This is a genomic window from Roseomonas sp. BN140053, assembly GCF_047690175.1.
In the GTDB taxonomy this organism is placed as follows: Bacteria; Pseudomonadota; Alphaproteobacteria; order Acetobacterales; family Acetobacteraceae; genus Roseomonas.
Map to the genome: position 1 here is coordinate 1 of NZ_JBLLEB010000056.1, position 20,467 is coordinate 20,467.

The following is a 20,467-nucleotide window of genomic DNA, read 5'->3' on the forward strand; positions in this document are numbered from 1 at the left end:
GCACCATCCCGGACCTCTGGGCCGCCATCGCCGATGCGCTCCCGCAGTTCACGCCCGCCGAGTGCGCCAACTACTTCACCGCGTGCGGATATGAGCCGGAATGACCGGAAACTGCTCTAGCCGAGGGCAGAACCGCATGCCACGCTCCCCGCCGAGCAGATGGAGATCCGTGCCGTGAGCCTCGCGCAGCGCCTTGTTCTCGGCCTATCCCTGCTGCTGACGGTTCCGGCCATGGCGCAGACCTTGCGGATCGGCATCCAGTCCCCGCCCAGCACGCTGGACCCGCACTGGCTGCTGAACCTGTCCAACACCGGCGCGCTGCGCAACATCTACGACACGCTGGTGGCGCGCGACGAGGAGATGCGGCTGCAACCCGGCCTGGCGGAATCCTGGCGCGTGGTGGATGACACCACCTGGGAGTTCAAGCTGCGCCCCGGCGTGCGCTTCCACGACGGCGCGCCGCTGACCTCGGCCGACGTCGCGGCCTCCTTTCAGCGCGTGCCCAACGTGCCCGGCAACCCCAACCCCTACACGATCTACCTCGCGGGCGTGACGGGGGTCGAGGTGGTGGACGACCTCACCTTCCGCATCCGCACTGCGGGGCCGTCGCCGATCCTGCCCACCAACCTGACGCAGATCTTCATCGTGCCGCGCTCGGTGGCCGGCAAGGGCAACCCGGAATTCAATTCCGGCGAGGCCGCGATCGGCACCGGCCCCTTTCGCGTCGGCAGCTGGTCCACCAACGCGCCGCTGGTGATGCGCCGCAACGAGAACTGGTGGGGCGGCACCGTGCCCTGGGACACCGCCAGCCTGATCCCGATCCCCGTGGACTCCGCCCGCGTCGCGGCGCTGCTGGCCGGCGACGTGGACTTCATCAACAACGTCCCCCTGCAGGACGCGCCGCGCATCCAGGCCGACAACCGCTTCTTCCTTTTCGCCGGCCCCTCCATCTACGCCGCCAACATCTACCCCGACGTCGAGCGGCCCAATCCGCCCGGCGTGGAAGCCGGCGGGCAGAACCCGATGCGCGACGTGCGGGTGCGCCGCGCCATGTCGCTGGCGCTGAACCGCGACGGCATCGCGCGGCAGATCATGGAAGGCTACGCCGACCCCACCGACCAACCCGCGCCGCCCTTCGTGTTCGGCGCCATCCCCGACCGCCCGGTACCGGCGCAGGACATCAACGCCGCCCGCGCCCTGCTGGCGGAAGCCGGCTTCCCGCAGGGCTTCGGGCTGACGCTGTTCTGCTCGCCCAGCCGCACGCCGCGCATCTGCCAAGCCGTGGCCGCCGCCTGGACGCGGATCGGCATCCGCACCGCGGTGGAGGTGGTGCCGCAGGCGACCTTCCTGACGCGGCGCAACCGGCGCGAATACGGCGTCTTCCTGACCGCCTTCGGCTCGCTGACGGGCGAGACCTCCTACATCCTCGGCTCGCAGCTGCATTCCGCCGGCACGGTGCCGGGGCTGGGGACGCTGAACTTCACCGGCCTCGGCTCGCCCGAAACCGACGCGCTGGTGCAGCGCGCCCGTGCCACGCTGGACGACACCGAGCGCCTGACGCAGCTGCGCGCCCTGATGCAGCGCGTGGTGGATGAGAGCCTGATCCTCGGCGTCGGCCTGCTGCGCTCGGTGGATGCCGGCACGGCCCGGCTGAGCTTCCGCGCCCGCGCCGACGAGGAAGTGCAGGCCGTGCGCATCCTGCCGCGCTGAACCCTTTTCGGCCGGGTGCGGCGGCCGGCGCCGCCCCTGGCATCCCCCTTGCTAGCGAAGGGGGCGCAGAAAACGGCTGCGACGCCCCGCTCCGGCACGGAGATCGGGCCGCCCCAGCCAGAACCACCGAATCACCAGCACAGGGAGACGCGAGCCATGACCCGGGATGTCATCGAAGCCCGACGCCGTTCCATCCTACGCCTCGGCGCCGGTGCCGCGCTCGGCGCCGCGCTGAACCTGCCGGGCGCCGCGCGCGCCCAGGCGCAAACGCCGCGCCGCGGCGGCACGCTCAGCATCGCCCTGCCCTACGATCTCGACACGCTCAACGTCTTCTCCACGGGCTTCCTGGGCGACGTGCAGTCGGTGGTCACCGAAGGGCTGATCGCCCCCGACCAGGACGCGAAATACTTCCCCGTGCTCGCCACCGAGGTGCCGACGGCGGAGAATGGCGGTATCCAGCTGTCGCCCGACGGCAAGCGGATGACCATCACCTTCAAGCTGCGCGACGGCGTGAAGTGGTCCGACGGCGCGCCCTTCACCGCCGCCGATGTGCGCTTCACCTGGATGGCCGTGAAGGACCCGTCCTTCATCGCGGAATCCAAGGAAGGCGTGGAGGACATCGACGAGATCGAGACGCCCGATCCGCTGACGGCGGTGATCCGCTTCAACACCGTCACGCCGATCTGGCCCTCGGGCTTCTTCTCGCGCGGGATCCTTCCGAAGCACGCGCTGGAAGGCAAGGACCTCAACCGCGACAGCTTCAACGAGAAGCCGTTGGGCACCGGCCCCTTCATGGTCACGGAGTTCCGCCGGTCCCGCCACGTCATCGTGGATCGCAACCCGCATTACTGGCGGCGCGACGCGGCGGGCACGCAGCTGCCCTATCTCGACCGCATGGTGTTCAACCTGACGCCGGATGCCACCAACATGGTCACCCGCCTGCGCTCGGGCGAGATCATGATGGCCTACAACATCCCCTACGGGCAGGCGGAGGCGCTCAGCGCCTCCTTCGAGATCATCAAGAACCCGATCCTGTCCTGGCAGCGGCTGGACTTCAACTTCAAGGGCCCGGAAGCCTTCCGCGACCTGAAAGTGCGACAGGCCTTCGCGCACGCGATCAACAAGGACAACATCGCCCGCGCGCTGAGCGGCTTCCCCTTCGTGGTGCACACGCCCGTGTCGCCGCAGTTCGACTACTACGACCCGGATGTGCGCCGCTACGCCTTCGACCAGGCCGCCGCGCGCCGCCTGCTGGACGAGGCGGGCTACCGCGCGGGCTCCGACGGCATCCGCGCCAAGGGCGGCGAGCGGATGAGCTACCGCATCACCGTGCAGTCCGGCAACGCGGCCGACGAGACGGCGCAGCAGGTGGTGATGGCCAACCTCAAGGCGGTGGGCGTGGAGCTGCGCCCGGACAACAAGGCCGGCGTCGCCTTCCGCGAGGCGCGCTACAAGGGGCTCTATGACCTGCTCTACAGCCGCTGGATCACCTCCGCCGACCCGGCCTACAGCAAGTTCTACGGCACCGGCGGCGCCAACAACGGCACCGGCTATTCCAACCCGGAACTGGACGATCTGCTCAACAAGGCCGAGCACAGCATCGACCGGACGGAGCTGAAGGCGCTGTTCAAGCGCATCCAGGCGATCCTGGCGGACGACGTCGTCACCATCCCCACCACCAGCAACGTGTCGCTGATCGCCAAGACCCGGAAGCTGCAGAACTTCGTGCCCAATCCCACCAACCGCACCATCTTCAACAACACCAGCGGCTGGTGGCTGTCGCCCTGAGGATGCGGCCGCGCCCGCTGCCCGGGGGAGGCGCCGCCTCCCCCGATGCCCCCTCCGCCGGGGACCTCGTAGGTCCCCGGACCCCGCCGGGAGTTGGTGCTGCCTGGGCCGGTCAGCCCCAGGATGGCACCCACATCCGCGTGGGCAAGTCGGGCGCCAGGAGCGGCAGCGCGACGGCACCGACAGCCCTGAGAATCATGCGCCCTACAGCACGCGCGAGGCCCGATCACGCCGGCGGTCCTCGATCTCCGGCGCACCCCACGTCGCAGCCACGCCCCGTGACCGGAAGGTCCAGGAAACTCAGTTTCCTGGCGGATAGGGGGTACGGGGGAAAGGCAGCGCCTTTCCTCCGGGCCGGGCGCGCAACATGACCGGCGACTTCCTGCTCCGCCGCCTGCTGGCGACGCTGCCGCTGCTGCTGGGCATCTCCGTGCTGCTCTACGGCATCCTGCACCTGTCGCCGGGCGGGCCGCTCGACTTCTACGCGGACAACCCGAACATCACCCCCGCGGCGCTGGAACAGATGCGCGTGGCCTTCGGCCTGGACCGCCCGGTGTGGGAGCAATACCTGCGCTGGGTCTGGGCCTTCCTGCAGGGCAACTGGGGCATCTCCTTCCGCACCGGCGAGCCGGTGCTGGCCGTGATCGCCGAGCGCCTGCCTGCCACCCTGATGCTCAGCGGGCTGGCTTTCGTGCTGTCGCTGGCCATCGCCATTCCCGTGGGCGTGCTGGCCGCCACCCGGCGCTATTCGCGGCTGGACACGGCCGTCACGGTGCTCAGCTTCTCCGGCATCTCCGTGCCGGTGTTCTGGGTGGGGCTGATGGCGCAGCTGGTCTTCGCCATCTGGCTGCGGTGGCTGCCCGCCGGCGGCTACGAGACCATCGGCGACGGCTCCTTCGCCGACCGCTTGGCGCACCTGGCGATGCCCGTGGCCATCCTCAGCTTCGCCACGGTGGCAGGCTGGAGCCGCTACGTCCGCGCCAGCCTGATCGAGGTGATGGCGCAGGACTATATCCGCACCGCCCGTGCCAAGGGCCGCACCCGCGGCGGCGCCATCCGCTGGCACGCGCTGCGCAACGCCATGCTGCCGGTGGTCACGGTGGTGACGCTGGACTTCGTGCACGTCGTCTCCGGCGCGGTGATCACCGAAACCATCTTCTCCTGGCCCGGCATCGGCCGCCTCTTCGTGGAGGCCATGGATGGCCGCGACTACCCCGTGCTGATGGGGCTGATGATGATCAGCTCCCTAACCCTGGTGCTGGCGAACCTGGTGGCCGACCTGCTCTACGCCCTGATCGACCCGCGGATCCGCGGCGCATGAGCGGCCTCGCCCTGCCCGTGCCCGCGGTATCCGCCGCGCCGCCCGACACCCCCGCCCGCGCCTTCCGCCGCCGCCTCCGCCGCCATCGCCCCGCGATGGGCGGCGTGCTGGTGATCCTGCTGCTGGTGCTGATCACCGCGATCGGCCCCATGCTCTCCCCCTACGGCTACGACGAGCAGGACGTGGAGCTGCTGGGCCGCCCCATGCCGCCCGACCTCGCGCACTGGCTCGGCACGGACAACCTGGGGCGCGACAACCTGACGCGGCTGCTGCATGGCGGCCGTATCTCCGTGCTGGTGGGCTTCGCCGCGGCGCTGGTGGCCACCGCCATCGGCACGCTGGTGGGCGCCCTGTCCGGCTTCTTCCGCGGCTGGGTGGACACGGTGCTGATGCGCCTGACGGACGTGTTCCTGTCCATCCCGCCGCTGCCGCTGATCCTGCTGCTCTCCGGCCTGCTGCCGCCCAGCGTGCCCGTGCTGGTGCTGATCATCGGCGGCCTCAACTGGATGTCCACCGCGCGCCTCGTCCGCGGCCAGTTCCTGTCGCTGCGCGAGCGCGAATACGTGGAAGCCGCCCGCGCCCTGGGCGGCACCAGCACCCGCCTGATCTGGCGCCACATGCTGCCCAACGCGCTCGGCCCGCTGATCGTGGCCGCCACCCTCGCCGTGGGCCACGCCATCCTGGTGGAATCCGCCCTGTCCTTCCTGGGCTTCGGCGTGCAGCCCCCCACCCCCACCTGGGGCAACCTCCTCAACGGCGCCCGCCAATGGCTCGACAGCGCCCCCTGGCTCGCCATCCCGCCAGGCATCCTGCTCTTCGCCACCCTGCTGGCCGTGAACTTCATCGGCGACGGCCTGCGCGACGCCCTCGACGCCCGGGGATGACGCTGGGGTGCGGGCCGTCGTGGCTGTGGTCTGTGGCGCGGGGGACGCTCCGGTTTGCTAACCTGGGCCAGAGGGGCTCTGCCCCTCTGGACACCCCGCGAGGAGCTTAGGCTCCTCGACCTCATGAGCGCTCCGCGAAGAAGGGCTCTGGGGTACCGTTCACCTGTGGCGAAACGTCAGTCGTAAGCCCTTCCTCGCGGAGCGCTAAACGTGGGGTCCGGGGAGTTTAAACTCCCCGGCTCGGGACAAAGACTTTGCCATGAGGTCCAGGGGCAGCGCCCCTGGCCAACGTCAGCAAAACCAGGCGCAACCCCGCCGCACAGACCACAGCCACGACGGCCCGCACCCGCGTCACCCCAGGTCGTCGCGGATGCAGGCCTTGCTGTGGTCGGGCGCGACGGGGCGCAGGTCCGGCACGACCGCGGCGCAGTCGGGCAGGGCGAAGGGGCAGCGGGTGCGGAACACGCAGCCGGAGGGCGGGTTGAGCGGGCTGGGCACTTCGCCGCGCAGCAGGATGCGCTCGCCGCGGGCAGCGGGGTCGACGACCGGGGCGGCGGAGAGCAGCGCGCGGGTATAGGGATGGCGCGGGTCACGGAAGATCTGCCGCCGCGTCGCCACTTCCATGACGCGGCCGAGATACATCACCACCACGCGGTCGGCGATGTGCTCCACCACGGCCAAGTCGTGCGAGATGAACAGCATGGTCAGCGACAGCTGTTCCTGCAGGTCCTGCAGCAGGTTCACCACCTGCGCCTGGATGGACACGTCCAGCGCCGCCACCGGCTCGTCCGCCACGATGAAGTCGGGACCGGCGGCCAGCGCCCGGGCGATGCCGATGCGCTGCCGCTGGCCGCCGGAGAACTCGTGCGGGTAGCGGTTCGCGGCCTCCGCCGGCAGGCCCACCTGCCACAGCAGCTGGATCACCCGTTCCGCCCGCGCGGCGCCCGCCGCCAGCCCGTGGATCTCCAGCGCCTCGCCCACCGTGGCGCCGACGCTCATGCGCGGGTTCAGGCTGGCATAGGGGTCCTGGAAGATAATCTGCATGCGCCGCCGCAGCGCGCGCAGGGCGCCGTCCGGCAGCTCGTCCAGCGCCAGCCCGTCGAAGCGGATCGTGCCGCCGCTGGGTTCCAGCAGGCGCAGCAGCAGCCGGCCCACGGTGGTCTTGCCCGAGCCGGATTCACCCACCAGCCCCAGCACCTCGCCGCGGCGGACGTCGAAGCTCACCTGCTCCACCGCGCGCACGGCGCCGACCTGGCGGCCCAGCAAGCCGCGGTGGACGGGGAAGTGCTTGGTCAGGCCGCGCACCTCCACCAGCGGGGCGGCGCCCTCTCCCGGCGCAACCGTGGCGGCACCCGGCGACACCAGGGCGGCAGATGCATCCTGCGGCATCACGCGCAGACCTCCTGCCACCGGATGCAACGCGTGCGGTGCCCGGGTTCGGCCTCGGCCAGCGGCGGCAGGGCGGCGTCGCAGGCATCCACCCGATGCTCGCAGCGCGGGGCGAAGGGGCAGCCGGGTGGCGGCCGCAGCGGGCTGGGCACGCTGCCGGGAATGGAGAGCAGCCGCCGCGGCCGTCCCGTCGCATCCTCCTCCGCCCCCAGCCGCGGCAGGGAGCGCAGCAGCCCCACCGTGTAGGGATGCCGCGGCGCGCGGAACACGGCGGCCGCATCGCATTCCTCCACCACCGTGCCGCCATACATCACGGCGACGCGGGACGCCATTTCCGCCACCACGCCGAGGTTGTGGGTGATGAACAGGATGCTCATCCCCTCCTCGGCCTGCAGGCGGCGCATCAGCGCCAGCACCTGCGCCTGCACGGTGACGTCCAGCGCGGTGGTGGGCTCGTCCGCGATCAGCAGCGCCGGCGCGCAGGCCAGCGCCATGGCGATCATCACCCGCTGCCGCATCCCGCCCGAGAGCTGGTGCGGATAGCTGTTCATCCGCCGCGCCGGGTCGGGGATCTCCACCCGTTCCAGCAGCGCGCGGACGCGGCGGCGGGCCTCGGCGCGGGACACGTCCTCGTGCAGCAGGATCGCCTCGGCGATCTGGTCGCCGATGCGGTGCGCCGGGTTCAGGCTGGTCATCGGCTCCTGGAAGATCATCGCCAGGTCGCGGCCGCGCAGCCGGCACATCGATGCCTCGTCCAGCGTGGCGAGGTCGCGCACCGCGCCATCCTTGCAGCGCAGCCGGATGCTGCCGGCGGCGATGAAGCCCGCGGGCTCCGTCAGCAGCCGCAGGATGGACAGGCTGGTGACGGACTTGCCCGAGCCGCTCTCGCCCACGATGGCCAGGGTCTGGCCGCGCTCCACCCGAAAGCTGGCGTCGCGCACCGCCGACACCACGCCCAGTTCGGTGCGGAAGCAGGTGCGCAGCCCGTCCACTGCCAGCAGCGGCGCGGCACCCTCCGCCCCGGTCCGCCCGGCCCCGGCGGCGAGCCCCGACGCGGCCACCGGCGAGGCGGCGTCGGGCGCGGCCGGCCACGTGCCTGCCATCCCCTCCCCCGTCGCCGCCGTCCCGTTCACGCCACGTCCCGCGCCACGTCGTCCAGCACGGCGCCGATCGTGGCGTGGCCGCGCGCCATCACCGCGTCGTGGTAATCCCGCACGGAGCCATTCCACCGGCGGCGCCCGTCGCGGATCGCCTCCGTGCCCAGCCAGTACATCAGCCGGGTGCCGGGAAAGATCGAGTTGCGCGTGCTCTCGCCCCAGATGCGGCCCGCCGGGAAGCCGCCCTCCCCGGCATAGAAGCGGCGCATCTCCTCCAGCGTCCAGCGTCCGGTGTGCAGGCGGATATCGGCCAGCAGGCAGGCGATGTTGCGCCGCTCGATCTCGCGCAACTGCAGCTCGCGCTCCACGGGGGATTCGAGGAAGCCCCGCATCTCCGCGGTCAGTGCCTGGGCGTAGCAGGCCCAGCCCTCGCCGGAGGTCCCGGCGGACAGGAAGCCCACCCCGCGGGGGCAGCCGGCCTCGGCCAGCCGCGCCAGGCGTGACGGCGACACGCGGGCGCGGGCATTGTGCGTGTGGTGGCCGATGCTGGCGTGGTGGATGGCGTGGGTCTGCTTGATGCCGCTCAGCGGCTGCCCCGCCCCGGTCACCCAGTAGATGCTGCCCGTCCCCGGATGCGCCGCCGGCGGCGAGCGGTAGGCCAGGAAGTAGGTGTCGGCGAAGACCTCCGCCGCCCAGTCCGGCATCGGGCGGAACTCCAGCCCGTACTCCGTCGCCGGGGTCAGCAGCCCGGACGCCGCCTCCATCCCCCGCTCGTGCCAGCGGCGATAGGTGTCGGCCAGCGCCGCCGCCGGCACGCGGCTGGCCTCGTCGAAGCGCGCCAGCTGCTCCGCCCAGGAATGCTCCGGGTCCAGCTTCGCCGCTTCCCGCGCCAGTTCCTCGTCCAGCCGCGCGAAGCGCTCGGCGGCGCGCGCCTCCACCGACTCCAGCGGCTCCGATATCTGGTGCACCTCGCGCAGGATGAAGCGTAGGTAGTCGCCCCCCGAACGCGGGTCGGCGTCGGGCAACCCGTCCAGCGCCGCCTCGAACTCCGCCAGCGCCGCAGCGGCCGCCTCGGCCAGCGGCGCCATGCCGTCGCGCCACAGCGGGTGCCGGCGCAGCCCGCCGCCGAGGAAGCGCAGCGTCGCCCGCGCCTCGCGCCGCGCCCGCTCCACCCAATCGGCGCAAACGGCGGCGCCGCGCAGATGCGCGCGCCCTTCCTCCAGGAAGCGCGGGATGCCGGCCAGCCGCGCTTCCAGCAGCTCGCTCGACGGCGCCGCGGCCGAGGGCAGCAGCAGGCTCACCAGCGCGAACACCGCCTCGCTGGTGTACCAGCAGGGGTCGCGGAAGCGCGGCCGCTCCGCCAGTTCGCGCGCGGCGTGGCGCAGGTGGGAATCGGCGATACCGTGGTCCAGCGCCGCGCCGCCGCCCGCGGGCTTCTCCAGCGCGTCCAGCTCCGCGCGCAGCGCCGCCAGCCCCGCCGCCTCGCGCGCGGGCGCCTCCGCGTCGGCCGGCGGCAGCCGGTGGTCGTGGCCGGTGATGCCCATGAAGCTGGCATCCACCGGCCGAAAGGCGAAGTGATGCTGGAGGAACTCGTCCACGAAGCGGTCGGTGGCGGTCACGACGGCATCTCCGACAGGTCCACCCAGCGGCGCTCACGGTGCGACAGCACCACGGCATCCACCATCTGCTGGCTCATGGCGCCGTCCAGGAAGGTGTTCTCGGCCGGCCCCTCGTCCAGGATCTCGTCCGTCCAGTCGCGCGCGAGCTGCCGGTAGTACAGCTCCCGCCACGGCGTGCGCACGTCGGTGCCGGGCGGGTAGCGGTCGGCGCTCAGTTCCACCGGGCGGAACTCCACCTCCCCCGCGCGCGCCAGGTGCAGCGTCTCGGCCACGCCGAACTCCGTCACCAGCCGCGCCACCACCGCCACCTTGGACCCGTAGATGCGGATCTCGATGCCGGGATAATTGCCGATGGCGATAAAGGAGGTCTGGATCACCCCCTGCGCGCCGGACCGGAAGTCCACCGCCGCCACCGTGCCGTCGTCGATCGGCACGCGGCGCAGCCCTTCCTTGCCGCGCACCATCCGCTCCGGCACGAAGTTGCGCATCAGCGCCGATACCGCTCGGAAATCCCCGGCCAGCCAGCGCAGGAGGTCCACGAGGTGCGAGCCGTAGCCCACGATGGAAGCCGGCACGAGCGGCCCGTCCGGATCTTCCGTGTCGTACTGCCGCAGCGGGAAATTCGGGTCCAGGAACTGCGAGTTCTGCTGGAAGCCGTGGACGTGGAAGATCTCGCCGATCGTGCCGTCCTCGATCCAGCGCTTCACCTGCTTCAGCGCCGCGGAATAGCGGAAGGTGAAGCCCACCTTGGTGCGCAGGCCCTTTTCCGCCGCCAGGCGCGCCAGCCCGAAGGCGTCCGCCGCACTCAGCGCCAGCGGCTTCTCGCACAGCACGTGCCGCCCGGCCGCCAGCGCCGCCCCGGCCAGTTCGCGGTGCGTGCCGGTGGGGGTGCAGACATCCACCATCTCCACCTCGGGGTCGGCCAGCATCTCGCGCGCGTCCGCGTACACCCGCTCGAAGCCGAAGCGCTCCGCCAGGGCACGGGCGCGTTCCGGCACCACGTCGCAGATTGCGACGCGGCGGCAGCGCTCATAGGCCGCGAAGCCCGGCAGGTGCGCGTGCTCCGCCCAGGCATGGGCGCCCAGCACGCCCACGCCCAGCCGCCGGGTGGCGCTCACGGCAGCGCCCGGCCGATGGAGGCGACGTAGGCTTCCAGCTCGTCGTAATTGTGGAAGCCGAGCTGGCGCTTGCCCTCCTCGATCTCCACGATCATCTCCATCAGCTTCTGCGTCAGCCGCGTGTCGGCGCCCGCCGCCTTGCCATAGGCGATCAGCTTGCTCTTGTGCGCTTCCGTCTCGGACTTGCGCTTGCGGTACACGATGTCCCACCACATGCCCGAGCCCTTCTTGCGGAACTGGTGCTTGTTGGGGTCCTGGTCCTTCTTCAGCAGCCAGATCGCGTGCTTGATGTTGTCGATCAGCTTCTGCGTGTCGGCCGCGGTCCTGGGGCGGTAGTTGTCGGGGTCGAAGAAGTCGAAGGCTTCCAGCTGGATGCCGTTGGCATCCGCGATCTCCACCCCTTCGCGCACCACGGCACCGGCGATTCGGGCGTAGCGCTCCACGCCCAGCGTCTCGTGGATGCGGGCATCCACCAGGGCGGAGAACACCACCTGGTTGCTGTAGACCTCCTTGGACCAGATCTGCGCCCAGATATCCTGGCTCACCTGCACGCCGGTCAGGCTTTCCAGCATCGCCGTCAGTTCGCGCAGCCGCGGCGTGTCGGCGCCGTCCAGCTCGCCCAGCTGGATCTTGCCCTCATGGACGAATTCTAGGTGGCCGGGGTCCACCAGCGCGCCGCCGTAGTTCGGGATGCCGCCGACGATGCGCTCCCGCCCGCCGGCGCCGGCGGCGCGCAGCTCCTCCTCGATCACCGGGATGTTCAACCCGTTCAGGTAGTGCACCAGGAAGCCGTCCGGCCCGAGATGCGGGATGGCCAGCCGCGCCGCCGCCGCCACGTCCTGCGACTTGGTGGCGATCAGCACCGCTTCCAGCGGCCCGCGCTCGGCCAGCCGGTCGGGCGTCAGGGCGCGCACGGGAATCCGCATGTCGCCGCGCACGCCGTCGATGCGCATGCCGTCGCGGTTCATCGCCTCCACGTGCTCGACCCAGCGGTCCACCAGCACCACGTCGTGCCCGGCCCGCGCCATGTGGGAGCCGGCCAGCCCGCCGATCGCGCCCGCGCCGATGATCGTCACTTTCAAGGAACACGCCCTCCGGATGGCTTCGCGCGGCAGGCCCAGGGCCCGGCACTCCGCGGCGAGAAGCACCGCCGGATCGGGCGGGGGCGCACCACGGCACGCGGCGGCCGCACCCAGCGCGCGGCCAAGCGCAGCCTTGCCCAGCCGCGCGCCGCTGGCAACGCGCGCGGCGCGGCGGGGACGCGGTTTTCAGCCCGTGACAGAGAACCCGCTGCCGCCTTCGCGCGCAGCCTGCGCGGGGCGCGGGCTGCGCCGGGAGGGGCAGAAGGAATTCTCCCCCTCCCAGACCCTCCCCCTCATCTTTTTTCGGGGTGCTGCCGCGGGCGGGGCTGCGACGCGGCTCGCGCCGGAGGGCCATGCCCTCCGGCGATGGTGGCGTCAGCCTGCGCTGACCCGCTGAATCCTTCTCAGCCCCAGAGCGGCGCCGCCTCCTCCACCCCGCCCGCGGCAGCCTCTCGAAAAAAGATGAGGGTGGGTCCGGGAGGGAGAATTCCTTCTCCCCCCGGGGCCATCGAGCGCCTCACCCCTCCAGCGCCAGCGCCGCCGCGCGCTCGCCGATCATCAGCGCCGCGGCGTTGGTGTTGGCGTTCATCAGCGCCGGGATCACGGAAGCATCGGCCACCCGCAGCCCTTCCACCCCGCGCACCCGCAGTTGCAGGTCCACCACCGATTCCGCATCCGCCCCCATGCGGCAGGTCCCCACGGGATGAAAGGCCGTGCCCGCCCGCGTGCGGGCCGAGGCGCGGAGCGCGGCACGGTCGGCGATGTCGGGCGAGGGGTCGATCTCGCGGCTGATCACCCGCGCCAGGCTGGGCCGCCGCGCCAGCGCGCGCATGCGCTCCACGCCCAGCACCAGCACGTCCAGGTCGCGCGGATTGCTGAAGTAGCGCGGCGCGATGGCGGGCGGCACCGTCGGGTCGGCGCTGCGCAGCCGCACCGTGCCGCGGCTGTAGGGGCTGCCCTGGTTGACGCCCAGCGAGAAGCCGTGCTCGCGCGGCAGCCGCGCCAGCACGCTGCCGCCGACGCGGCCGATCAGCCCGACGCCCAGCTGCACCTGCACGTCCGGCGCGTCCAGCGACGGGTCGGTGCGAAAGAAGCCGCCGGTCGGCACGATGCTCTGGCTCAGCACGCCGCGCCGCCGCAGCAGGTATTCCGCGCCGGCGCGCAGCGCGCCGGCGGGGCGGACGTATTTGTAGGCCGTGATCGGCTCCGACACCGCGAACTGCATGCGGTAGGATACGTGGTTCTGCAGGTTCTCGCCCACCGCCGGCAGGTCCACCCGCACGGGGATGCCCATGGCGTCCAGGTGGTCGGCCGGGCCGATGCCCGACAGCATCAGCAGCTGCGGCGAGTTCACCGCGCCGCCGCACAGCAACACCTCGCGCTCGGCGCGCACCGTCACGCGCCGGCCCTCGCGGATCAGTTCGGCGCCCACCACGCGCGAACCCTCGATGATCAGCCGCGCCGCCAGGCTGTGCAGCCACACCCGCAGGTTCGGCCGCCCCCGCACGGGGTTGAGGTAGGCGCTGGCGCTGCTGCTGCGCCGCCCGCGCCCCACCGTGGTGTCGTAGTGGCCGAAGCCCTCCGGCGCGGGGGTGTTGAGGTCGTCCAGCACGGGAAATCCCTCCTCCGCCGCGGCGTTGAGGAAGCGTTGGCAGATCGCCAGGTCCGGCCGCCCGCGGCTGACCTGCACCGGCCCGTCACCGCCGTGCAGCGGCCCGGCGCCGCGCTCGTTGCGCTCGGCGCGGCGGAAGAAGGGCAGCAGGTCGTCGTAGCCCCAGCCCGCGCAGCCCAGTTGCACCCAGCGGTCGTAGTCCAGCGGATGGCCGCGGGCGTAGATCATGCCGTTGATGGCGCTGGACCCGCCCAGCACCTTGCCCTGCGCCCAGAACAGTTGCCGGTTGTCCAGCGCCGCTTCCGGCTCGGTCACGAAGCCCCAGTTGAACTTCGGCGTGGTGGAGTTGCGGATGCTGGCGCCGGGCACGTGCAGCAGCAGGTCGCGGTCGGAGCGCCCGGCCTCCGCCACGATCACCCGCGTGTCGGGATCGGCGGACAGGCGGTTGGCCAGCACGCAGCCCGCCGTGCCCGCCCCGATGATCAGGACGTCGCAAACCTCTGGCGCCATGCACCACCCCGCTGCCCGTTCCGCGACCTGCGGGAAACCATAGGCCGGCGGGGTCGCGGGGCAACCGCGCCGGCCGCATTCCCCGGCGACCAAGGGCGGCCGGTCCTTGCCACATGCTGACAGGCGCAGGCTTTCCCGCGTCCCCGGGCCGCGCCGCGGCGGCCGGCACCCGCATCCCGCAACCGCCCGCGACCGGGTTTGCGCCACCCCGCGCCGCCACCGCATGATCGGTTCGCAGCGACTTCGGACGGCCCCTCGTGCATCTCGACCCACCGGTGGCCGGCCTCGCCCGGCCGCGCCCCGCAACCGTCCCCGCCCCGCGGCGGCCACGGCGCGGCGGGCCCCGCGCGTGAACGGCCCCTTCGCGCCGCCGCTCCTCGCCCTGGTGGCGCTGGGCGGCGCGGCCGGTTCCGTGGCGCGCTACGTCACCGGGATCTGGGCACTGCGGCTGCTGGGGGCGGGGTTTCCCTGGGGCACGCTGGCGGTGAACATCCTGGGCAGTGCCGCCATCGGCCTGGCCGGTGGGCTGATCGCCGCCGGCGCGCCGGTGCCGGACGGGATGCGCCTGCTGCTGGTCACCGGCTTCCTGGGCGGCTTCACCACCTTTTCCGCCTTCGCGCTGGACACCGGCGCGCTGCTGGAGCGTTCGCCCGCCCTGGCCGCGGGCTACCTCGCCCTGACGCTCGCGGGCGGCCTCGGCGCCTTCGCCCTGTGCTTCGCGCTGGCCCGCCGCCTGGGCTGAGCGACCCTCCGGGGCCGCGAGCCGGCCGGCAGACGGTGCCCCCGCCCAGGACCGGGGAAGGGCCGCCGTGGCCTCAGGCCGGCCCGGGCTGCGGCGCCGCGGCGTTGCGCCGCCGCATCGCCCGCCGCACCTCGCGCAGCGCTTCCGCATCCAGCCCCAGCGCCACCGCCACCTCTCCCTCGCTCACCAGCGCCGCCGGCCGCAGCACCAGCGCGCCGCCGCTGACATCCACCCGGAAATGCGAGGGCCAGCCCAGCGCTTCCAGCGCCGCCCGCGGCAGGGTCAGCTGGTTCTTGGCCGTGACCTTGGCGAGCATCCGGCGGGAAAGGAACATCGGGCGACCTCCGAGTGGGGACGCCAGCGTAAGGTAAATAATCCTAAGATACCAGCGGAAACTCGCGCCCGCCGCGCCCCCGCGCTACACCCGCCCGCATCATGACCGCCACCACCACCCGCACCGTTTCCGCCGAGGAGGCCGATCTCCGCCTCGACCGCTGGTTCCGCCGCCACCATCCCGCTCTGACCCAGGGGGCGCTGCAGAAGATGCTGCGCACCGGCCAGATCCGCCTCGACGGCAAGAAGGCGGAAGCCAACACCCGCCTCTCCCCCGGGCAGGAAATCCGCGTGCCGCCGATGCCCGACGCCCCGGCGCCGCGGGCGGAGAAGCCGGTGTCGGACCGCGACGCGGCCATGCTGGAACGGCTGGTGATCCATCGCGACGACGCGGTGATCGCGCTGGACAAGCCGCACGGGCTGGCGGTGCAGGGCGGCCCGGGCATCGCCCGCAACCTCGACGCCATGCTGGACGCGCTGCGCTTCGGCAGCGACGAACGCCCGCGCCTCGTGCACCGGCTGGACCGCGACACCTCGGGCGTGCTGCTGCTGGCGCGCACCGCGACGGCCGCCTCCAAGCTGGCGGCGGCGTTTCGCGGCCGCGACGCGGAAAAGACCTACTGGGCCGTGGTGGTGGGCAACCCGACGCCGCTGGCCGGCCACATCGACCAGCCGCTGGCCAAGCAGGCCGGCCCGCACGGCGAACGCGTCGCCCCCGCCGAGGACGGCGAGGGCACCCGCGCCTACACGGACTTCCGCACCCTCGACAGCGCCCGCGGCCACGCCGCCTGGCTGGAACTGACGCCGCACACCGGCCGCACCCACCAGCTGCGCGTGCACTGCGCCTCGGCGCTGAAGTGCCCGATCGTCGGCGACGGCAAGTACGGCGGCTCGGCCGCCCACCTGGAGGACCTGCCCAACCTCCTGCACCTGCATGCCCGCGCCATCGCCGTGCCGCACCCCGACGGCGGCCGGCTGGAAGTTTCCGCCCCGCTGCCGCCGCACATGGACGAGACCTTCGCCTTCCTGGGCTTCGACCGCCCCAAGACCCCCAAGCCGCGCCGGGTGCGCTGAGCGTGCCGCCGCACCGGCGCCCCGCAGTGCCGCCCTGCCCCGCCGCCGGCCGCCGGGCGGGCTGAACGCCGTGCGCAGGCGCTGGTGGATCGCGGCCGCGGCGGTGCTCGCCGTGCCGGTGGCGGCCCTGGCCACTGCCGCCGTGCTGCTGGACGGCGACGCCCTGCGCGCCCGGGTCGAGGCGGCGGTGAGCGCCCGCACCGGCCGCGCCTTCACCCTGTCCGGCCCGGTGGAGCTGAAATGGTGGTCCCTGGCCCCCACCGTGGTGCTGCCGGGGCCGCGCCTGACCAATCTGCCCGGCGGCTCGCGGCCGGAAATGGTGTCGGCCCGGCGGGTGGAAGCCGGCATCGCCCTGCTGCCGCTGTTGTCGCGGCGGGTGGAGATCCGCGGGGTCACCGTGCAGGGCCTGGACCTGCTGCTGGAAACCGACGCCGCCGGTCAGCCCAACTGGAACTTTGCCCCGCCGCCGCGCGGCCCCGCCCCGGCCCCCGCCGCCCCCACGCCTCCGCGCGAGCCCTTCGCCCTCGACATCCGCGCCGTGACCGTCACGGACAGCCAGGTCACCTGGCGTGACGGCCGCAGCGGCCGGGCGGAAAGCCTGGGCGTGTCCCGCCTCGCCCTGTCCGCCACGGCGGAAGGCGCGCCCCTGCGGGCGGAGGGCGCGCTGGCCCTGCGCGGCGTTTCCCTGGCGCTGCAGGCCGAGGGCGGGCCGCTGTCCGGGCTGCTGGCCCCTGGCCCCGGCACGCCCTGGCCGTTGCGCGCCACCCTGGCCGCGGAGGGCCTGCAGGCCGAGCTGTCCGGCACCCTGGCCGGTGCCGCCTGGCAGGGCCGCGGGCGGGTCACGGCCGACCGCGCCGACCGCCTCGCGCCTTTCCTGCCCGGCGTCGCCCTGCCGGCGGCCGAGGCGCTGTCGTTGGACGCCGCCCTGTCCCCCGCCGGCCCCGCCGAACTGCGCCTCGCGGTCGGGCGGCTGGACGGCGGCGCGCTGCGGCCGGGGCTGCTGCTCGGCCCGCTGGAGGTCGCGGCGGCCAACCTGGACGCCCCCGTCTCGGCCCGCGGTGAAGCGCAGCTGAACGGCGCCCCCCTGTCCTGGACCGCCGAGCTGCCGCCGGTCGCGGCGCTGCGCGCCCCCGGCACCGCCCCCTGGCCGCTGCGCGCCAGCCTGTCCGCCGAGGGCCTCGCCATTGGGCTGGACGGCACGCTGGCCGGCCCGCGGATCGAGGGCGCCGCCCTCGCCGTCACCCTGCGCGTGGCCGATCTCGGTGTGGTCGGCGCCCGGTTCGGGCAGCCGCTGCCGGGGTTGCGCGACCTGGACGTCCGGGCGCGGCTGGCCGGCCTGCCCGGCGGCGGCCTCGCGGCCGAGGAGCTGGTCTTCACCGCGGCCCAGGCGGAAGGGCGCGGCACCGGGCGCTTCACCCCCGGCGCCCCGGCGACGCTGGAAGCCGGGCTGGACCTCGCCCGCCTGGACCTCGACGCCATCCCGCCGCCCCGCGCCGCGGCGGCCCCGGCCACCGCGCCCGCCGCCACCGCACCGGCCCCTGCACCCGCCCCCGCGCCCGACACGCCCCCCGCCGCGACCGCTGCCCCGCCACCCCCGGCCGCCGCCCCGCGCCCCGCCGTCCGCCGGGTGATCCCGGACCTGCCGGTCGACCTCGCGGCGCTGCGCCGGGTGAACGGGGCGGTGCAGCTGCGCCTGGGCACCCTGCGCGCGCAGGGGCTGGACTGGCGCGACGGCGCGGCGACGCTGCTCCTGCGCGACGGGCAGCTCAAGCTCGACCCCGCCGTGGTCGCCGGCCCCGGCGGCCGGCTGTTCCTGGCCGCCACGGCGGACGCCACCGCCGAACCGCCGGCCCTATGGCTGCGTGTGCAGGCGGAACCGGGGGGCCTGGAACTGGCGCCGCTGCTGGCTGCGCTGGGCGCCCCCGGCGGCGTGTCCGGCCGGCTGGAACTGGAAGCCGAGCTGGGCGGCCGCGGCACCGGCACCCGCGCCCTGGCCGCCACCGCTACCGGCTTCCTGGCCGCCGCGGCGGTGGACGGGCGGCTGGACAACCGCGTGCTGGCCGCCGTGGCGGGCGGAGTGCGGCAGTTCCTGCCGTCCGGCGCCGGCAACGGCAGCACGCCGCTGCGCTGCCTCGCTCTGCGGTTCCAGCTGAACGCCGGTGTGGCGGGGGCGCAGGCGCTGCTGCTGCAGACCAGCCTGGCCGACGTGGTAGGCGCCGGCACCGTGGACCTGCGCGACGAGCGCCTGGACCTGCGGCTGCTGCCGCGCCTGCGCGCAGGGCAGCTGGGGATCAGCCTCCCCGTGCTGCTCGGCGGCACCCTGGCCGCGCCGCGGACGCGCACCGACGGCGCCGCCGCTTCCGCCACCAACCTGCTCAACGGGCTGGCCGAGGGCGACCCCGGCGAGGCGGTGGCGGCGCTGGGCGGCGTCGTGGCCGGGGGCGAGCCGGATTGCGAAGCCCAGCTGCGCGTCGCCCGCGGCGGCCGCGAGGGCCCCCTGCCCGCCGCCGCGCCGGCCACCCGCGCGCCCGTGGGCGACCTGCTGCGCGGCCTGTTCGGGCGCTGACCCGGCCGCGCCGCACCCGTTCCCCGACCGTCAGGCACCCACCGTCCACGGCCGCACCGCAGGAGCCCTCGCGCCGCTTCCCCGCAGTTGGCCGCCCAGCCGCCCGTCAGGAACTCCCGCACGGTACGGTGCGGCCGTCCCCCGGCCGCGGCCCAGCAACCCTCGCGCCGCTTCCCCACGGTCGTCCCTGTCCATCCGGCAGGCCCCCCCCCCGCGCGGTGCGGCGCCCGGCATCGTCGCGCCACCCCTGCCCGGATCACCCCCGGGCTCCCTATATGCGGCCGCATGAAGCGCTTCTGGGATGATGCCGCCGCCGTCGAGGCTGGGACCGGTTTCACGATCGCACTGGATGGCAAGCCGTTGCGCCTGCCCGGGGTGGGCCCGGTGCACCTGCCCACCCGCCCCCTGGCCGAGGCCGTGGCGGGCGAATGGCGCGGCGCCGGCGGCAGCAAGGGTGGCGAGATGAGCCTGGAGGAGGTGCCTCTGACGCGCCTCGTCGCCACCGGGCTGCACCGCATCGCCCCCGACCCCGCCCCCTCCGTGGACGCCATCGCCCGCTATGGCGAGAGCGACCTGCTCTGCTACCGCGCCGAGGACCGCCAGCTCGCGGCCGAGCAGGCGGCGGAATGGCAGCCCCTGCTGGACTGGTGCGCCGAACGCCACGGCGCCGCGCTGCGCGTCACCAGCGGGCTGATGCCGGTGCCGCAGGACCCCGCCGCGCTGGCCGCCCTGCACCGCGCCGTGGCCGCGCACACCCCGCTGGAACTCTCGGCCCTGGGGGTGGCGGTGCCGGCCACCGGCAGCCTCGTGCTGGGCCTGGCCCTGTCGGCGCGGCGGATCGACGCGGTGGCGGCCATGCGCCTGGCCACCCTGGACGAAACCCACCAGGAAGCCTTCTGGGGCGAGGACGCCGAGGCCCTGGCCCGGCGCGAAGGCATCGCCGCCGACCTGCAGCTCGCCGCCCGTCTCTTCGACCTCGCGAGGGCCGCGTGAAGGCTCGGCTGGTTCGCGTCCGCGGCCGCGTCCAGGGCGTGGGCTACCGCGACTGGCTGCTGGAACAGGCCGCGGCGAACGGCCTATCGGGCTGGGTGCGCAACCGCGCCGACGGTTCGGTGGAAGCCCTGCTCTGCGGCGAGGAAGCCGCGGTGCGCGACGTGCTCTCCGCCTGCCGCCGTGGCCCCGCCCCCGCCCGCGTGGACACGCTGGAAGAAAGCTTCGCCGAAGCCCCCCCCGAACCCGGCTTCACCCGCCGCCCCACCCTCTGACCACGTCGCCCTTGGCTGGGCGCTGATGACCGGTCCCTCGCTGGGTGCCCGGGCCGGTGGCGGCAGTTGGTCTGGGGTGTTCGGACGTTGGCCAGGGGCGCTGCCCCTGGACCCCAGGGCAAAGGCGAAGCCTTTGTCCCGAGCCGGGGAGTTACGAACTCCCCGGACCCCGCGTTGAGTGCCTCCGGCGGGGGCGGGATGGCCGACGTCGTCCGAGTGGACTGCCCTGTCCGAGCCCGCCCCCGCCGGAGGCACTCATGAGGTCGAGGAGCCTAGGGTGTGTGACTGAAGTGAGTGATGGGCTGGGTGTGATGGGGGTTTTCTGGCCGTGCCACTCTGAAAGTGTTCGACGCTTTC

The 20,467-nt window shown here is 73.6% G+C and carries 16 protein-coding genes and 1 pseudogene; 10 read left to right on the forward strand and 7 right to left on the reverse strand.

The window, feature by feature from the left end; genetic code table 11:
- From ACLIBK_RS24165 to ACLIBK_RS24185, 5 genes and pseudogenes are all read left to right on the forward strand, one after another.
- A pseudogene (locus ACLIBK_RS24165) lies at positions 1 to 104 on the forward strand (IS630 family transposase); the annotation flags it as partial.
- Positions 105 to 174: 70 nt separating this feature from the next.
- On the forward strand, positions 175 to 1,710 hold the full coding sequence (locus ACLIBK_RS24170) for an ABC transporter substrate-binding protein (RefSeq protein ID WP_415389864.1): 1,536 nt from the start codon (positions 175 to 177) through the stop codon (positions 1,708 to 1,710).
- Positions 1,711 to 1,866: 156 nt separating this feature from the next.
- On the forward strand, positions 1,867 to 3,498 hold the full coding sequence (locus ACLIBK_RS24175; protein ID WP_415389865.1) for a peptide ABC transporter substrate-binding protein: 1,632 nt from the start codon (positions 1,867 to 1,869) through the stop codon (positions 3,496 to 3,498).
- A 367-nt stretch (positions 3,499 to 3,865) separates the two neighbouring features.
- On the forward strand, positions 3,866 to 4,819 hold the full coding sequence (locus tag ACLIBK_RS24180) for an ABC transporter permease (RefSeq protein ID WP_415389866.1): 954 nt from the start codon (positions 3,866 to 3,868) through the stop codon (positions 4,817 to 4,819).
- Positions 4,816 to 5,703 (forward strand): ABC transporter permease, encoded by an 888-nt coding sequence (locus tag ACLIBK_RS24185; RefSeq protein ID WP_415389867.1) that lies wholly within the window; start codon positions 4,816 to 4,818, stop codon positions 5,701 to 5,703. The genes ACLIBK_RS24180 and ACLIBK_RS24185 overlap by 4 nt, the downstream gene beginning before the upstream one ends.
- A gap of 351 nt (positions 5,704 to 6,054) precedes the next feature.
- Here the strand turns inward: ACLIBK_RS24185 and ACLIBK_RS24190 are convergent, their stop codons facing one another.
- From ACLIBK_RS24190 to ACLIBK_RS24215, 6 genes are all read right to left on the reverse strand, one after another.
- Entirely contained in the window at positions 6,055 to 7,092 is a 1,038-nt protein-coding gene (locus ACLIBK_RS24190) for an ABC transporter ATP-binding protein (RefSeq protein ID WP_415389868.1), read from the reverse strand.
- Positions 7,092 to 8,195, reverse strand: a complete 1,104-nt coding sequence (locus tag ACLIBK_RS24195) for an ABC transporter ATP-binding protein (RefSeq protein WP_415389869.1) — start codon at positions 8,193 to 8,195, stop codon at positions 7,092 to 7,094. The genes ACLIBK_RS24190 and ACLIBK_RS24195 overlap by 1 nt, the downstream gene beginning before the upstream one ends.
- Before the next feature lie 26 nt (positions 8,196 to 8,221).
- Positions 8,222 to 9,808: a DUF885 family protein gene (locus ACLIBK_RS24200; RefSeq protein ID WP_415389870.1), complete on the reverse strand. Its 1,587-nt coding sequence runs from the start codon at positions 9,806 to 9,808 to the stop codon at positions 8,222 to 8,224.
- Positions 9,805 to 10,926 carry a Gfo/Idh/MocA family protein gene (locus tag ACLIBK_RS24205; RefSeq protein ID WP_415389871.1) on the reverse strand — a complete coding sequence of 374 codons (1,122 nt, stop codon included), beginning with the start codon at positions 10,924 to 10,926 and terminating at the stop codon, positions 9,805 to 9,807. The genes ACLIBK_RS24200 and ACLIBK_RS24205 overlap by 4 nt, the downstream gene beginning before the upstream one ends.
- Complete coding sequence (locus ACLIBK_RS24210) at positions 10,923 to 12,002, reverse strand: ketopantoate reductase family protein (RefSeq protein WP_415389879.1); 1,080 nt, start codon at positions 12,000 to 12,002, stop codon at positions 10,923 to 10,925. Before ACLIBK_RS24210 ends, ACLIBK_RS24205 begins: the two co-directional genes overlap by 4 nt.
- 523 nt (positions 12,003 to 12,525) lie before the next feature.
- Positions 12,526 to 14,130 carry a GMC family oxidoreductase gene (locus ACLIBK_RS24215; RefSeq protein WP_415389872.1) on the reverse strand — a complete coding sequence of 535 codons (1,605 nt, stop codon included), beginning with the start codon at positions 14,128 to 14,130 and terminating at the stop codon, positions 12,526 to 12,528.
- Positions 14,131 to 14,479: 349 nt separating this feature from the next.
- On the opposite strand from ACLIBK_RS24215, the gene ACLIBK_RS24220 reads away from it, so the two are divergent.
- Entirely contained in the window at positions 14,480 to 14,872 is a 393-nt protein-coding gene (locus tag ACLIBK_RS24220) for a fluoride efflux transporter FluC (RefSeq protein WP_415389873.1), read from the forward strand.
- Positions 14,873 to 14,945: 73 nt separating this feature from the next.
- Here ACLIBK_RS24220 and ACLIBK_RS24225 read toward each other — a convergent pair whose 3' ends face one another.
- Positions 14,946 to 15,206: an AbrB/MazE/SpoVT family DNA-binding domain-containing protein gene (locus ACLIBK_RS24225; RefSeq protein ID WP_415389874.1), complete on the reverse strand. Its 261-nt coding sequence runs from the start codon at positions 15,204 to 15,206 to the stop codon at positions 14,946 to 14,948.
- A gap of 101 nt (positions 15,207 to 15,307) precedes the next feature.
- On the opposite strand from ACLIBK_RS24225, the gene ACLIBK_RS24230 reads away from it, so the two are divergent.
- From ACLIBK_RS24230 to ACLIBK_RS24245, 4 genes are all read left to right on the forward strand, one after another.
- Positions 15,308 to 16,279, forward strand: coding sequence for an RluA family pseudouridine synthase (locus ACLIBK_RS24230; RefSeq protein ID WP_415389875.1), 972 nt, complete (start codon positions 15,308 to 15,310; stop codon positions 16,277 to 16,279).
- A 70-nt stretch (positions 16,280 to 16,349) separates the two neighbouring features.
- Positions 16,350 to 18,845, forward strand: coding sequence for an AsmA family protein (locus ACLIBK_RS24235; RefSeq protein ID WP_415389876.1), 2,496 nt, complete (start codon positions 16,350 to 16,352; stop codon positions 18,843 to 18,845).
- 285 nt (positions 18,846 to 19,130) lie between these two features.
- The gene (locus tag ACLIBK_RS24240; RefSeq protein WP_415389877.1) at positions 19,131 to 19,838 is read left to right on the forward strand and encodes an ATP12 family chaperone protein; all 708 of its coding nucleotides are present in this window, start codon (positions 19,131 to 19,133) and stop codon (positions 19,836 to 19,838) included.
- Positions 19,835 to 20,110: an acylphosphatase gene (locus ACLIBK_RS24245; protein ID WP_415389878.1), complete on the forward strand. Its 276-nt coding sequence runs from the start codon at positions 19,835 to 19,837 to the stop codon at positions 20,108 to 20,110. The genes ACLIBK_RS24240 and ACLIBK_RS24245 overlap by 4 nt, the downstream gene beginning before the upstream one ends.
- Positions 20,111 to 20,467 lie beyond the last annotated feature (357 nt).